This is a genomic window from Corynebacterium suicordis DSM 45110 (assembly GCF_015351405.1).
Lineage (GTDB): Bacteria > Actinomycetota > Actinomycetes > Mycobacteriales > Mycobacteriaceae > Corynebacterium > Corynebacterium suicordis.
Window position 1 is genome coordinate 292,658 of the sequence record NZ_JADKMY010000002.1, and the last position, 14,012, is coordinate 306,669.

Below are 14,012 nucleotides of genomic sequence, written 5' to 3' on the forward strand. Positions count from 1 at the left end.
ATCTTCGTTGTGGGCGGATCTCCACTTACTATTGTTGCACAATTTCCTCAGATCACGTGTGCGCTGTCCGGGCGTGTGGGCGGCCTGGGCACACACTAAGGTGTGCTGCATGGAGATCACCGCGCAACAATTCAGAGAAATTGGGCAACAGCGAGAACTGCCACAAGGCCCGCGCATTGCCTTCGCGGCGCTGCTGGCACTCGCTCTGGCGGTGACCATTACGCAGCCCGCTCCGTTGGTCGGAATGTTGATGTTGGCGGTGGCCTTTGCCGGGTGCATCGTGGTGTGGTGGAAATTCATGCGACGCAGCGGTGAGCGTTTCAACAATTACGATCCCCTCAAGCCAGATACGGAAATGCAACGCACAGCCACCGACTGGAAAGAGGAATTTCGCCTGGTAGCGGTGGTCGCCGCGAGCTTTGTCTTGGTGAACCTCGGCCGCATCTGGCCTGGTTGGATCTCTGGGCTAATCGTTGGTGTGATCGGCTTTGCGGTGTTTTTCTACCTGCTGGGCCGCAAGCCTTCGCGTCCGGAAAAATACACGCTCCCCGAAGAACTGGTTGCTGGGCGCGATGCTTCCGCCGTGGTGGCCACTGGAAATGACGCGCTTTTGGCGGGAATGTATGCGCTGAAGATGGTCACCGGTGGGGTGCAAATTCAGAAGCACATCGCGGTGGATCATCTCACTGAAGCACTGCGGATGAATCCGGCCGAGGTTCACGAGGCTATCGAGGCCGCGAAGTCCCGGAAAGACATCGCCAGCATCAAGGAGCTGCGCAGCCGGGACACGGCCAACGAATGGCTCACGCTCACGCCGAAAACCAGCCATGCATTTCAGAAGAGAATGCGTGGCGAATAACGCTTGCTCTGATTCCGCGCGAAAAAATCCCCATCGCAGTGATTCTCTGCGGCGGGGATTTTCTGGTGAGGGGAGATAGTTACTCCGCGCTTCGCTTTAGAGGTTCGGGAACCAGATCCCGATTTCGCGCTCAGCGGACTCAGGAGAATCGGATCCGTGGACCACGTTCTCACCGACGGTCAGAGCGAAGTCTCCGCGGATGGTGCCTGGGGTGGCCTTGGACACTGGATCCGTGCCGCCGGCCAGCTGACGCCATGCGTCGATGGCGCGCTCGCCTTCAACGATTCCTGCAATCAATGGTGCAGAGGTGATGAAGTCAACCAATTCGCCGAAGAAAGGCTTGTCGGAGTGCTCTTCGTAGTGCTTCTCAGCGGTCTCGCGGTCTGCAGTGCGCAGATCCAGTTCGACGAGCTTGAGACCCTTGCGCTCGATGCGAGCGAGGATCTCTCCTACGTGGCCGTTGGAGACGCCATCAGGCTTGATCAGGATGAGTGTACGTTCAGTCATGTTTGCCGAGTCTACAGCCCAAGTTCACAGATCGCGCGCTTATGCTCCTCGATTACACCCCTGCTGAGAGGCGCGCTTAAACGCGGGAACGAACCGAATCCATCATCGGGTACATGAGATCGCCCGGGCAGCCGGTCCCACCGCTGATGTCAGCCCAGTCACGGTGTCCGCTGATGGCGCGTCGCATGGAGGAATGGCCGGTGTCCCGGTTGGTGTAGCGCATGCTGGAGCGGGGATCCAGACCCAAGCCGCGGCACAGGTGACCCAGCACGCGAACCAGGGAATCGATGGCTTGGGTGGTGGGTCGCTCGTAGGTGTAATCACCCATGAGGCAGACACCGACGTTGCTGGTGTTTGCGTTGTAGACGTGGCCAGCGGTAGCCACAGAACGGGTGCCCGGTTGGAACACCGCGTACCCGGCACGGCCCGTGGTGCGACCCTGGAACACGGTGCCATCCGGTGCGATGACCAGGTGGTAGCCGATATCGCCCCATCCCTGGCCGCCGTTGGCGCTGGATGCGTGATAGGCATAAATGCTGCGCATCGCGGCATATTAATTGGTCAATCCGGTGGTGGCCATGGCCGTATGGTGCACGGTGATTACTTGGGCGGGGGCGAAATTCGGAACCCAGGATGCCAGGCTTTCATCCGCGCCCCATTGCGCGCGGGACACAACCTCGAGACCATCGATCACCGCAGCCTTACCCGCACCGGGCACTGGCGTGGGTAGGACAGGGCCTGGGTTGAGGCCGGACTGCCGGATAATATCCGCGATTGCGCCTGCTAGTGCGGTGGATCCTTCTAGCCCATCCTGGCTCAGCTGGAGAGCCTGGTTTGGATCAACCTGCACCAGACCTGCCCCGTTGTTCGCCACATATGGGGTGACTCCAGCCCCAGCTACATCGCGCTCTTCACCCTCTTTGGCTTCCACCACGTGCACATAAGCGCGGGAGGTATCCGCGGCGGCAATCTTGTGTGCGCCGTCATACTTCACAGCCACTGCATCTTCCGGCACCACGATGGGCTCGGAAGAATGTACCCCTGCGAGTCCCTCTTGGCCATCGCGGCCATGGGATAGCGGGTGAATCTTTGCGGTGCGGACCGAGCCGTCGGTGAGGGTGAATTCCAGGCTTCCCACGCTGTGCTCGGAGGTCGCGATGGGCTGAGGGAAGCTGACGTTCATGTACCGGTTACCACCGGGCAGAGCTGCGGCATTGCCGCGTCCCAGGCCGGCGGAGGTCAGCTTCTCTGCAATTTCGGCGGAACCGGCTGGCTGCGCACCCGCACCCAGGAGTGCGGAGCTAGAGAGTGTTGCATCCGCGGGAGAGATCAATGTGCGGGAAAGGGGGATGGTTGAGACCGCTGCGAACGCGCCTGCAGCTGTGGTCGAGCGAAGGAATGTACGGCGAGTCCACGTCATGCCTGTGAATTCTATGGCAAAAGTATGCCCCCATTTGGGTAACCCCAAAAGGCACCCCCATCACGGTGTAATCCCAAGACAATGTGAAAGGTGTGACAGAAGTGGTTATGGGGCCCTGCGTGGCGAGGTTGAGGCCATTACCCCGGCACGCGAATATTCCTTAGATATCCAGGTGCTGGCTGGGCAGCAATCCCCTCTCCATGCGCAGCTGCATGTTCTTTTTCAGGTGGTAGATGTACCACCACACGGCAGCAAACATGATCGCTACCACTCCCATGGAGATGTGTACGAAAAATCCGGCAACAGCAGCTACCTGCAACCCAATATTGAGCGCATCGGCGAATTTCGCGCGCTGCAGGAAGGCCGCCACCACCATCAGTAGGCCCAAGCCCACCACATAAGTAAGAGCCAGCGGGGTGGCCGCGGCACCGTTATCCACGCGGGTCACCACGGTGAGCACCAGGAGAATCACGATGGCTTCCATGATGTGAGTGCCGGCCATCACGCCTCGCACACCCTTCATCGGGTCGTTCTTCGGCGTATGCCCTAATCCCAGCGGGCCTACTTTGGCCGCCCCTGCTTGGCCAGTGGCTGGCTCCTGCTCATTATTCGCCATGTCTCCCGCGCTCCTTAGTTAGAAAAATTTCCACGTTCTTTGCTGTGCCCGCATCCGCGACTTCAGGCCGGTTCTTTGCCAAACAATGTGCGTGCTTCACCGGCTGTCACCACGGAGCCCGTGATGAGCACTCCCGATCCAGAAAGCAGCCCATCACTATCTTCCTCTGCCAGTTCAGTGGCCAGTTCCACCGCGCCTGGCAGGTTGTATGCCACGTGCACTCTCTCTTCTCCGAAGGCATCGCGCGCATAGTCCGCCAGCACATCCGCATCCAGCGCTCGCGGTGAGCTGCTCTGGGTGATCACCACTTCGTCAAGCACCGGCTCCAGGTTCTCCAACACTCCGCGCGCATCCTTATCCCCCAGCATTCCCACTACACCGATCAAGCGGCGGAAGGAGAAATCCCTGCCCATGGCGGTGGCCAACGCTTTGGCACCGTGCGGATTATGGGAGGCATCGATGAAAACGCTCGGCGCGGAGCGCACTCGTTCCAAACGGCCGGGCGATTCCACCTGGGCGAAACCTTCCCGCACACGCTCGATATCCAGTTTTCTCTCTCCACCTGCACCGAAAAATGCTTCCACAGCGGCCAGGGCCACTGCCGCATTCCTGGCCTGGTGCTCGCCGGAAAGAGGCAGGAAAATATCCTCGTACAATCCGCCCAAACCCTGGATGTTCAGCTGTTGCCCACCCACGGCCACGCGAGAATCCACCACCGCGAATTCCGAACCAGCACGAGCCACCGAGGAGTCCTTCTCCACAGCTTCGGCCAGCAATACCTGCATCACGGCAGGCTCCTGCTCAGCGATCACGGTCACGTTATCCGGCGGGGTGAGCAGATCATCGGCATCCCAGCGCGACTTGATGATGCCCGCCTTCTCCCCCGCGATCTCCTCCAGGGTCTCCCCCAGATAATCCGTGTGGTCCAGCCCAATGGGAGTGATCACAGCCACGTCCGAGCTGATCACATTCGTGGCATCCCATCGGCCGCCCATGCCCGTTTCCACCACGGCGACATCCACTGGCGCATCCGCGAAAGCGGCATAAGCGATGGCCACGAGCACCTCAAACTTGCTCATCTTCGGCCCGCCTTCAGCCTCGCTGCGCGCGTCCACCATCTCCACATAGGGCTTGATTTCGCGCCAGATGGCCACGTAATCGGCAGGGTGCAGCGGCTTTCCGTCCACCGCGATGCGCTCAGTAACGATCTGCAAGTGCGGGCTTGTAGTCCGACCTGTGCGACGATGGAAGGCCCGCATTAGCGACTCCACCATGCGCACCACGGATGTCTTCCCGTTGGTTCCCGCCACGTGAATTGCCGGGAAGGCCCGCTCCGGATTGCCCAGCAGATCCATGAGCAGTTCGATACGCTCCAGCGAAGGATCAATCTTCGTCTCCGGCCAGCGCAAATCCAGTTCCGCTTCGGTCTCTGCCAGTGCCAGCACATCCTCCGGGGTCACCGGCCGCTCGATCACCTCTCCCTCGCCGGCAGCGGGTTGGTCCGAGGTGGCGTCGATCGGCAAGGCCAGCCCCGAATCATCCAAGGTCACCTCACCGAACTCCGGTAGCTGTTCCAGCGCCGCGTCGATGTCCGCGTCTTCTTGTGGCGTATTTTTTTCGACGCCACCCTTGTCCTCAGTCACTTTTCGACTCCCATTGTGCTGCATACTCCCCGGGCTAGGCCTGGGGCAATTCGGCCAGGCGGGCGGTGATGCGATCGCGCTCTTCTGCCGCAACCGCCTGACGCTCCTTGATACCTGCAACAACCTTTTCCGGCGCCTTGGCCAGGAAGTTTTGGTTGCTCAGCTTCTTGGCGGCGTTATCCAGTTCCTTGTTCGCCTCTGCCAGATCCTTCTCCAGGCGCTTGCGCTCAGCGGCTACATCCACGGTGCCGGAAGTATCCAGCTCCACGGTGACCGTGGCCTGCGACAAACGCACCTCGATGCTGGCCGTTGCCGTGAAGTCTTCCTCCGGGAGCTCCAGGCGCACCAATGAACGGGCTGCGGCTTCCAAACCGCTGAGATCCGCTGCGGCAAAGTCTACTGCTGCGGGCACCTTTTGCGTGGGCTTCACACCTTGATCGCTGCGGAAACGGCGGATCTCGGTGATGAGCTTTTCCAGGTCCTCCATGCGACGCACGGCCACCTCATCGGTGGCCGCGCCACCGTTGGTGAGTTCCTGGCCTGGCCACTGGCTCACTGCCAGCGAAGGCGCGTAGCCTTCTACCCCATCGGTGAGGGTCTTCCACAGGGTGTCGGTGACGAATGGCATGGCTGGGTGAAGCAGGCGCAACACGGAATCCAGCACGCGGCCGAGCACCAGCTGGGTATTGATGCCGCGGGAGATTTCCTCCTGGCTGGCGGCATCCCAATCGCGCGGGATCTGCACCTTGGCGATCTCCAGGTACCAGTCACAGAATTCACCCCAGGCGAAGCGATAGAGGGATTCGTTGGCCCAGGCGAATTCATAGCGATCCAGAGCGGAATCAACATGCTCGCGGACGGCTTCCAAGCGATCCAGGATCCAGCGATCCGCATCGGTGAGATCCGCGCGCTCCGGCAACTCGCCCACCTGTGCGCCGTTCATCAGCGCAAACTTGGTGGCGTTATAGAGCTTGGTGGCGAAGTTGCGGGAAGACTGGGCGGAATCTTCTCCCACGGGGAGATCGCTTCCGGGGTTCGCGCCACGGGCCAGGGTGAAGCGCAGCGCATCGGCGCCGTAGTCGCGAACCCAGTCCATGGGGTCGATGCCGTTACCCAGGGATTTGGACATCTTGCGGCCATGCTCATCGCGCACCAGACCGTGCAGGAAAATATCCTTGAACGGCACCTGTGGCCGACCGCCGCGCTCTTCCGCGCCATTAGCCTGCATGCTGCCCGGAAACGGGGAGCCTTCCAAGGTGTCCACGAACGTGCTGAACATCATCATGCGAGCAACCCAGAAGAACAGGATGTCATAGCCGGTCACCAGCACGGATGTGGGATAGAAACGCTCCAGATCAGGGGTGGCCTCTGGCCAGCCCATGGTGGAGAAAGGCCACAGCGCGGAGCTGAACCAGGTATCCAGCACGTCTTCGTCCTGCTGCCAGCCTTCACCCGTTGGGGGTTCATCATCTGAGCCGCAGCACACCACTTCGCCCTCTGGTCCGTACCAGATAGGAATGCGGTGGCCCCACCACAGCTGGCGGGAGATGGACCAATCGTGCATGTTGTCCACCCAATCGAACCACCGGGGTTCTTGGGATGCGGGGTGGATAACGGTATCGCCTTCGCGGATGGCGTCACCCGCCATCTTCGCCAGCTCATCCACCTTCACGTACCACTGCAGGGAAAGGCGCGGCTCTATAGCTTCCCCGGAGCGCTCAGAGTGGCCCACTGAGTGCACGTAGGGGAACTTCCGGCCCACAATTCGCCCTTGCTCCTCAAGCGCGAGGCGGATCTTTTCCCGAGCTTCATAGCGTTCCATGCCATCGAACTGCGTACCGGTATTCGCGATATGGCCGGTCACATCCATGATTTCCGGCATGGGGAGATCATGGCGCTTACCCAGCTCGAAGTCATTGGGATCATGAGCCGGGGTGATCTTCACCGCGCCGGTTCCGAATTCCGGATCCACGTAGTCATCTGCCACCACGATCATCTGGCGATCAGCCAGGAACGGGTGCGGCAAGGTGGTGCCCACCAGATCTGTATAACGCTCGTCATCGGGGTGCACGGCCACGGCCACATCGCCCAGCATGGTTTCCACACGGGTGGTGGCCACGATCACGTGTGGCTCGTCATCGTTGAGCGAACCATAGCGGATGGAAACCAGCTCGCCCTCATCATCCGAGTGCACAACCTCGATATCGGAGATCGCAGTCTGCAGCACGGGTGACCAGTTCACCAAACGGTTCGCGCGGTAGATCAAACCGCGATCAAACAACGCCTTGAAGATGGTTTGCACGGCCTCAGACAGGCCCTCGTCCAGGGTGAAGCGTTCGCGAGACCAATCCACGGAATCGCCGATTGCTCGCATTTGACCTTGGATTACATCGCCGTAGCGCTGCTTCCATTCCCAGACGCGCTCAACGAACTCTTCGCGGGAGTAATCAAAGCGGGTCTTGCCCTCAGTCTCCCGGAGATTCGCCTCCACCTTGGTCTGCGTAGCAATTCCGGCGTGGTCTGCACCCGGTAGCCACAGCACTTCATAACCCTGCATGCGCTTGCGACGGGCCATGTGGTCCATCAACGTGTGATCCAGCGCGTGCCCCATGTGCAGCTGACCAGTCACATTGGGCGGCGGCAACACGATGCTAAACGGAGGCTTGGAGCTAGCGGGATCCGCCGTGAAGTATCCCTGATCCACCCAGCCTTGGTAGAGATCCTCTTCTACCTCTGCGGGGTTCCACGCAGGGGGAAGCTGGGCTGAACGGTCAGCGCCGATGGAACGCCCGATGGCTTCGGTGGACTGGGGATTCTCGCTAGATGTACTCACGAGTCATTAGTCTAATAGACCTCAGGACAGCGCTGAACGGAGAGCACCCACTGCCTCGCTCATTGCAATGCGCGCACCTTCCCACACGCCCGTGGAATTGACGAAGGGATGCACCACTCCCTCATGCCGGCGCAAGGTCACGGGCACGCCAGCAGCTTCCAACTTGCGGGCATAGGCCTCACCCTCATCCCGCAGTGGGTCGAACCCAGCCACAGCCACATACGCCGGCGGCAAACCGCTCAAATCCTCTGCGTGCAATGGAGAGACATAAGGATTGGCTCGCTGGGATTTTTCCGGCACATACTGGTCGATGGCCCAGCTGACTTCCTTGGCAGTCAGATACAGCTTCTCGGAAAACTCGTGGTAGCTCGGCGTGCCCAGGTTATAGAGATCCGTGGCCGGGACGAACAGCATCTGCATCCGAGGCAATGGCAGCCCCTCATCTCGCAGGCGCAGGCACGCCGCAGCCACCAGGTTTCCGCCAGCGGAGTCACCGGCGAGGACTACGCGCTGCGCATCCACACCCTGGACTTTTCCTTGGAGAACAGCGGAGGCGACCGAGGTGACGTCGTCTAAACCGGCAGGAAATTGTGCCTCGGGTGCCAGGCGGTAATCCACGCTGAGCACGGCCACCTCGGCCCGCCGGCAGAACCAGCGACACGTGGAGTCATGGGAGTCCAGTGAGCCGAGCGTCCAGCCACCACCGTGCACGAAAACAACGGTGGGCAGGGGGATGCTCGGATCTTCTTTCCCAGCGGGGCGGTAATGGCGAACCTTCACGCCCTCCACGAAGTGCTCGGTGGCGCTGCCCACTGGCTCGTAGGTGAGCGCGCCCATGTGCGCCTCGTTATTGACCAAGGTGCGACCCTCGCGTGGGGGCAGCTCGTACCAGTTCTTGGGAGAAACGATGCTGAGTGCCAAGAGGCTGGCGGCTACGTCAGCATCCAGCACATTGCCGTCCGAGTTCACCTTCTTGCCAAGCACGCGCAAGACAGGTGTGGGCAGCGAAGTCAAAATTCCGGCCAGTTTGGCATTTAACCGGACGACCAGCGGTAATTGGCGTGGTGGAACGGAAGTGGGAGCGTTCTGTTGGTTCATATTCATATCCAAACATATATTGTTTGGCTCCACACAAGAACGCGCGTATTCCTCACAATTCAGCGGCAGCCCGGTCAGAAAGCGCCCTGATCCTGCAGATTAAACCAGGTTAAAACAGGCTGACTAAACCAGGCCTTCGCGCTTCACGGTCTCGAATTCCTCCTGCAGTTCAGCCACCGTTGCGTCCAAACGCTCGCGCTGGAAATCGCTGAGCTGAAGACCCTGCACAATCTCCCACTGGTCATCTACCAGGCGGCAAGGGAAGGAGCAGACGATGCCTTCCGGAACCCCATAGGAACCGTCCGAAGGAAGCGCCACCGATACCCACTCCGTATCGATGCCCTGGAACCAATCGCGCATGTGATCCACCGCGCTGCTGGCCGCCGAGGCCGCAGAAGAATGCCCGCGGACTTCAATGATCTCCGCACCGCGCTTGGCCACGCGGGGAATGAACTCGTCGGTCAGCCATGCTTCATCTAGCTTGTTGCCCACGGGATGCCCATTCAAACGCAGCTCGGTGACATCCGGGAACTGGCTGGCCGAGTGATTTCCCCACACAATCATGTGGCTCAGCTCGGAGACATGCACATCCAAACGCTCCGCCACCTGCGCCAGTGCGCGGTTGTGATCCAAACGGGTCATCGCGGTGATCTGCTGCGGTGCCAGCCCCTTGGCGTGCGCTGCCACGATGGCCGCATTGGTGTTCGCGGGATTGCCCACCACCAACACCTTCACATCGGGCCGAGCCGCCTCCGCTAACGCCTTGCCCTGCGGGCCGAAAATCTTGCCGTTGGCAACCAGCAAGTCAGCGCGCTCCTCCCCCTTGCCGCGTGGCTTGGACCCGACCAGGATTGCCGCGTGAACGTCGCGGAATCCTTCGTGGAGATCCTCCTCGATCTTGACGGACCCCAGGAACGGAAACGCGGAATCCATCAATTCCATTGCCACCCCCTTGGCTGCCTTCAGACCCTCCCCCACCTCGATCAGACGCAGGTGTACGCGACGATTACCAAACACTTCCCCGTTGGCGATGCGCCACAGGAGGGAGTATCCGATTTGACCAGCAGCTCCAGTGACGGCGACGTTGACGATGTTGGAATCAGGCACGTAGATCTCCTCCAATTGAGAAAAATTCGGGTACACCTCCAACGCTACGCCCTTTGGGATCACCCCCGCTTACGCCTGGAAAAATCCGCCCCGGGATTAGCATGAACAGGGTGTCTTCCTCTCCACACTCGCCTGCCAGCCCGGATGCAGATCCGGCCGTCAACCCGTCCAGGGATTCAGCTGCGCTCTCGCCACTTTCTGCAGCTGCAGATCTCCCCCGCACATGGACGCGCTATGGCTTGACCGCGGATCTCTACCGAAAGCTGATGCAGTGCAGCTTGCCCGTGGTGGCGCGAGTGGGCTCCTCGCTTTCTGCCGAGCAGCTACAGCAGTTGGCTGCCTGTTGCACGGTGTCCCCGGATCATTGGCTACTGCAGGATCCCACGGCGTTTTACGACGAATGCCTCCGCTTCGCCTCCAGCCAACTCTGGCCAGATTTCTCGCAGGCCCTGCCTGATGACCTCTCGCGCACCATCCCTGCAGATGCCATCCGTTCCCTGGTCTCCGCGACGTTCCGCCGTATCCAGGCTCACCCCCAGGCACTGCGTTTGGTCATTTCGGAGAACCTTTTCGACAGCGCGAACTTAGCTAAGCGCAACGTGCTGCTCCCCGATTCCCCCGGGGTGCTGCAGCTGGATCGAGTGCTCATGCGCGGCCACGATGTCGGTGCTTTCCGAGCCAGCATCTCCGCCGAGGATCTCTACATCCTGATCCTCTCCCTGTGCAGCTTCCCGGTTGCCCTGGGCTCCACGTTCCACCAGCTCTATGGAATGAATGTCACTGAACCGGCCAATGTCAACGGCCTGGAAACCCTGGCCAAGGATGCGGTTCTGGCGTTCCTCACCACCCCCATGCCCGCTTCGCACTCCGGAAGCTACACCCACTCTTCCCTCTCGATGGGACTGGGCCCCTCCGTGGCAGCCAACTTGTACTCCGGGGAAACTGCCACTTCCCCGTTGTTGCACCCGGATTCTTCTTCTTTTTCCGACGCCGCCCCCGACTATCCAGAAAACGACCCCTACCAGCACGAATAACTGGAGGGGCCGAGTGTGTTAAGCGGACTTCTTATCCCGCTTGGCCACTTCTTCGTGGCTCAATAGCGTGGGCTCAGCCTCACCAGCCGCGCATTCTGCGGTGATGATGATCTCGCCAGTATCTTCATCTTCCGGGATGGTGAACATCACGGGCAGCAGGATGGATTCCATGATGGAACGCAATCCGCGGGCACCCGTCTCCCGGGCCAGAGCCTGGCGAGCGATTTCCTTCAGGGCGCCTTCTTCGAAGGTGATCCGCACGCCATCCATTTCGAAGAGTCGCTCGTACTGGCGCACCAGCGAGTTCTTCGGCTCGGTGAGCACGCGCACCAGCGCTTCTTCATCCAAGTGACCCACGTGAGTGAGCACTGGAAGACGGCCGATGAGCTCTGGGATCAAGCCGAACTTCACCAGATCCTCCGGCTCCACGAACTCGAATGGGTTGGCATCAGCTTCTGCCTTGGAGGAGATCTCCGCGCCGAAGCCCAGCCCCTTCTTGCCGCGGCGCTCGGCGATGACCCGCTCGAGTCCGGAGAATGCTCCGGCCACGATGAACAGCACGTTCTTGGTATCGAACTGGATGAACTCCTGGTTCGGGTGCTTGCGTCCACCCTGAGGTGGCACGGAAGCCACGGTGCCTTCCAGGATCTTCAACAGTGCTTGCTGCACGCCTTCACCGGAGACATCGCGGGTGATGGAGGGGTTCTCGGACTTGCGGGAAATCTTGTCCACTTCATCCACGTAGATGATTCCGCGCTGGGCCTTATCCACATCAAAATCGGCAGCCTGCAGGAGCTTCAGCAGGATGTTCTCTACGTCTTCGCCCACGTATCCAGCCTCGGTCAAAGAGGTGGCATCGGCGATCGCGAAGGGCACGTCCAGCATGCGCGCCAAGGACTGCGCCAGGTAGGTCTTGCCGGAACCGGTGGGGCCCAGCATGAGGATGTTGGACTTGGAGAGTTCCACTTCCTCATCAGTCCGGCGTGAGGTCACGTTGGACTGCTCAGCCTGAATGCGCTTGTAGTGGTTGTAAACAGCCACCGCGAGAGTCCGCTTGGCCTGATCCTGGCCGATCACATAGCGGTCCAGGAACTTGGAGATCGCAGACGGGGTGGGCAGCTTCTCGGAGTTCTCAGAAGAGGGTGCGGCCAGCATCTCCTCTTCGATGATCTCATTGCACAGCTCAATGCACTCATCGCAGATATAGACCCCGGGGCCGGCGATGAGCTTGCGTACTTGCTTCTGGCTCTTTCCACAGAAGGAGCACTTCAGCAGTTCAGCACTTTCTGGCATACGGTTCAGCCACTGCTTTCTTTAAAAAATTGGCGAAAAATTGTTCAGACACGAATAGTGCCCAGATTACTCTGGGCGCGGACAAAAAAGCTTAACCCCAGTGTCGTGTCGGACACTGGGGAAGTTCCTCGCTCGCCCGGGCTGAATAAGCCCAGGCAGGCGAAAGATGGGTACGCTACTACTGCTGGGCAGAGAGCTTGCGGTATTCGAACACCTGGTCGATAATTCCGTATTCCTTGGCTTCTTCGGCCGTGAGGATCTTATCGCGATCGGTATCGATACGCACCTGCTCTTCGGTACGGCCGGTGTGGCGAGCCAGCGTCTTCTCCATCAAAGTACGCATGCGCTCGATCTCCCGAGCCTGGATCTCCAGGTCGGAAACCTGACCCTGCACGCCACCGGTAGCAGGCTGGTGGATCAGCACGCGGGCGTTTGGCAGTGCTGCACGCTTGCCGGGAGTACCAGCGGCCAGCAGCACGGCAGCTGCGGAGGCAGCCTGACCCAGGCACACGGTCTGCACGTCTGGGCGGACGTACTGCATGGTGTCATAAATGGCCATCAAGCTGGTGAAAGAGCCACCAGGCGAGTTGATGTACATCGTGATATCGCGATCAGGATCCAAGCCCTCAAGCACCAACAGCTGCGCCATGATGTCATTGGCAGAGGCGTCGTCTACCTGCGTACCGAGGAAGATGATGCGCTCTTCGAAGAGCTTGTTGTAAGGGTTAGATTCCTTGGCGCCGTACGTGGAGTGCTCCACGAAGGAGGGAAGGATGTAACGCATATCTGGCATTTTCATTCTTACTTCTCCTTCGCAGAAGTGATCACGTGGTCAACAAAGCCATAATCCTTGGCCTGCTCCGCGGTGAACCAGCGGTCACGGTCGGAATCCTTGGCGATCTGCTCCACGGTCTGGCCGGTGAACTGAGCGATAAGCTCCGCCATTTCCTTCTTGGTGTGAGCAAACTGCTCAGCCTGGATGGCAATATCTGCCGCGGTACCACCCACGCCAGCGGAAGGCTGGTGCATCATGATGCGGGCATGAGGCAGCGCGTAACGCTTGCCCTTGGTACCTGCGGAAAGCAGGAACTGGCCCATCGACGCAGCCAAGCCCATGCCGTAGGTAGCGATATCGCAAGGCGAGTACTGCATGGTGTCAAAGATCGCCATGCCCGCGGTCACCGAACCACCCGGGGAGTTGATGTACAGAGAAATATCCTTGGTGGGATCCTCAGCGGAAAGCAGCAGGATCTGGGCACACAGTTTGTTGGCGATCTCGTCATCGACCTGACTGCCGAGGAAAATGATGCGTTCCTTCAGCAGACGCTCAAATACCGAGTCGTGTGCGCTCGGCGTGTCCCCGCCGCCAGTGGCAAGCGGATTGGATTGAGTACTCATGGTGCTCCTCACGGATATGGACGTTCTTGTCTTCAAGCCTTCGATGCCCAAGCCTAGTCATCATCGAGCTCAGCTTGTGCCTCGGATCGGGCTTGTTCGCTGTCAGCGCACGCGCCTCGCATGCCGTGCCGGTACGCCGCAGCTGGAACAGCGAAAATCCCCCGGCCTTGGCGGATGCCAGGACAGGGGGATTTACGTTAGGCG

At 60.1% G+C, this 14,012-nt stretch carries 13 protein-coding genes; 2 read left to right on the forward strand and 11 right to left on the reverse strand.

Annotated features, from left to right (window positions below):
• The first annotated feature begins 109 nt into the window (after positions 1-109).
• A complete protein-coding gene (locus IRY30_RS07675; RefSeq protein WP_194556836.1) occupies positions 110-859 on the forward strand; it encodes a hypothetical protein in 750 nt (249 codons plus the stop codon).
• A gap of 96 nt (positions 860-955) precedes the next feature.
• Here IRY30_RS07675 and ndk read toward each other — a convergent pair whose 3' ends face one another.
• The 8 genes from ndk to IRY30_RS07715 form a co-directional block, all read right to left on the reverse strand.
• A complete protein-coding gene (gene ndk, locus IRY30_RS07680) occupies positions 956-1,366 on the reverse strand; it encodes a nucleoside-diphosphate kinase (protein WP_194556837.1) in 411 nt (136 codons plus the stop codon).
• A 76-nt stretch (positions 1,367-1,442) separates the two neighbouring features.
• Positions 1,443-1,910: a peptidoglycan recognition protein family protein gene (locus IRY30_RS07685; RefSeq protein ID WP_194556838.1), complete on the reverse strand. Its 468-nt coding sequence runs from the start codon at positions 1,908-1,910 to the stop codon at positions 1,443-1,445.
• A gap of 9 nt (positions 1,911-1,919) precedes the next feature.
• Positions 1,920-2,786 (reverse strand): twin-arginine translocation signal domain-containing protein, encoded by an 867-nt coding sequence (locus IRY30_RS07690; RefSeq protein ID WP_194556839.1) that lies wholly within the window; start codon positions 2,784-2,786, stop codon positions 1,920-1,922.
• Between the two features lie 160 nt (positions 2,787-2,946).
• A complete protein-coding gene (locus tag IRY30_RS07695; protein WP_194556840.1) occupies positions 2,947-3,402 on the reverse strand; it encodes a DUF4233 domain-containing protein in 456 nt (151 codons plus the stop codon).
• Between the two features lie 62 nt (positions 3,403-3,464).
• On the reverse strand, positions 3,465-5,069 hold the full coding sequence (gene folC / locus IRY30_RS07700; RefSeq protein ID WP_374708535.1) for a bifunctional tetrahydrofolate synthase/dihydrofolate synthase: 1,605 nt from the start codon (positions 5,067-5,069) through the stop codon (positions 3,465-3,467).
• A gap of 10 nt (positions 5,070-5,079) precedes the next feature.
• Positions 5,080-7,839 (reverse strand): valine--tRNA ligase, encoded by a 2,760-nt coding sequence (locus IRY30_RS07705; protein WP_374708562.1) that lies wholly within the window; start codon positions 7,837-7,839, stop codon positions 5,080-5,082.
• Positions 7,840-7,899: 60 nt separating this feature from the next.
• Complete coding sequence (locus IRY30_RS07710; RefSeq protein WP_309824625.1) at positions 7,900-8,976, reverse strand: alpha/beta hydrolase; 1,077 nt, start codon at positions 8,974-8,976, stop codon at positions 7,900-7,902.
• A 123-nt stretch (positions 8,977-9,099) separates the two neighbouring features.
• A complete protein-coding gene (locus IRY30_RS07715; protein WP_194556983.1) occupies positions 9,100-10,089 on the reverse strand; it encodes a malate dehydrogenase in 990 nt (329 codons plus the stop codon).
• A 104-nt stretch (positions 10,090-10,193) separates the two neighbouring features.
• Here IRY30_RS07715 and IRY30_RS07720 point away from each other — a divergent pair, with 104 nt between their 5' ends.
• Complete coding sequence (locus IRY30_RS07720) at positions 10,194-11,117, forward strand: hypothetical protein (RefSeq protein WP_194556842.1); 924 nt, start codon at positions 10,194-10,196, stop codon at positions 11,115-11,117.
• Between the two features lie 18 nt (positions 11,118-11,135).
• Here IRY30_RS07720 and clpX read toward each other — a convergent pair whose 3' ends face one another.
• From clpX to IRY30_RS07735, 3 genes are all read right to left on the reverse strand, one after another.
• Complete coding sequence (gene clpX / locus IRY30_RS07725) at positions 11,136-12,410, reverse strand: ATP-dependent Clp protease ATP-binding subunit ClpX (RefSeq protein WP_194556843.1); 1,275 nt, start codon at positions 12,408-12,410, stop codon at positions 11,136-11,138.
• A gap of 178 nt (positions 12,411-12,588) precedes the next feature.
• Positions 12,589-13,209, reverse strand: a complete 621-nt coding sequence (locus IRY30_RS07730; protein ID WP_194556844.1) for an ATP-dependent Clp protease proteolytic subunit — start codon at positions 13,207-13,209, stop codon at positions 12,589-12,591.
• A 2-nt stretch (positions 13,210-13,211) separates the two neighbouring features.
• The gene (locus IRY30_RS07735) at positions 13,212-13,808 is read right to left on the reverse strand and encodes an ATP-dependent Clp protease proteolytic subunit (RefSeq protein WP_194556845.1); all 597 of its coding nucleotides are present in this window, start codon (positions 13,806-13,808) and stop codon (positions 13,212-13,214) included.
• Between the last annotated feature and the right edge of the window lie 204 nt (positions 13,809-14,012).

Excerpts from the sequence above, each read along its gene's own strand:
- IRY30_RS07685 (WP_194556838.1), bottom strand. The coding sequence starts at position 1,910 with ATGCGCAGCATTTATGCCTATCACGCATCCAGCGCCAACGGCGGCCAG.
- IRY30_RS07695 (WP_194556840.1), bottom strand. The coding sequence starts at position 3,402 with ATGGCGAATAATGAGCAGGAGCCAGCCACTGGCCAAGCAGGGGCGGCC.
- clpX (WP_194556843.1), bottom strand. The coding sequence starts at position 12,410 with ATGCCAGAAAGTGCTGAACTGCTGAAGTGCTCCTTCTGTGGAAAGAGC.
- IRY30_RS07730 (WP_194556844.1), bottom strand. The coding sequence starts at position 13,209 with ATGAAAATGCCAGATATGCGTTACATCCTTCCCTCCTTCGTGGAGCAC.
- folC (WP_374708535.1), bottom strand. The coding sequence starts at position 5,069 with ATGCAGCACAATGGGAGTCGAAAAGTGACTGAGGACAAGGGTGGCGTC.
- IRY30_RS07675 (WP_194556836.1), top strand. The coding sequence starts at position 110 with ATGGAGATCACCGCGCAACAATTCAGAGAAATTGGGCAACAGCGAGAA.
- IRY30_RS07735 (WP_194556845.1), bottom strand. The coding sequence starts at position 13,808 with ATGAGTACTCAATCCAATCCGCTTGCCACTGGCGGCGGGGACACGCCG.
- ndk (WP_194556837.1), bottom strand. The coding sequence starts at position 1,366 with ATGACTGAACGTACACTCATCCTGATCAAGCCTGATGGCGTCTCCAAC.
- IRY30_RS07690 (WP_194556839.1), bottom strand. The coding sequence starts at position 2,786 with ATGACGTGGACTCGCCGTACATTCCTTCGCTCGACCACAGCTGCAGGC.
- IRY30_RS07710 (WP_309824625.1), bottom strand. The coding sequence starts at position 8,976 with ATGAACCAACAGAACGCTCCCACTTCCGTTCCACCACGCCAATTACCG.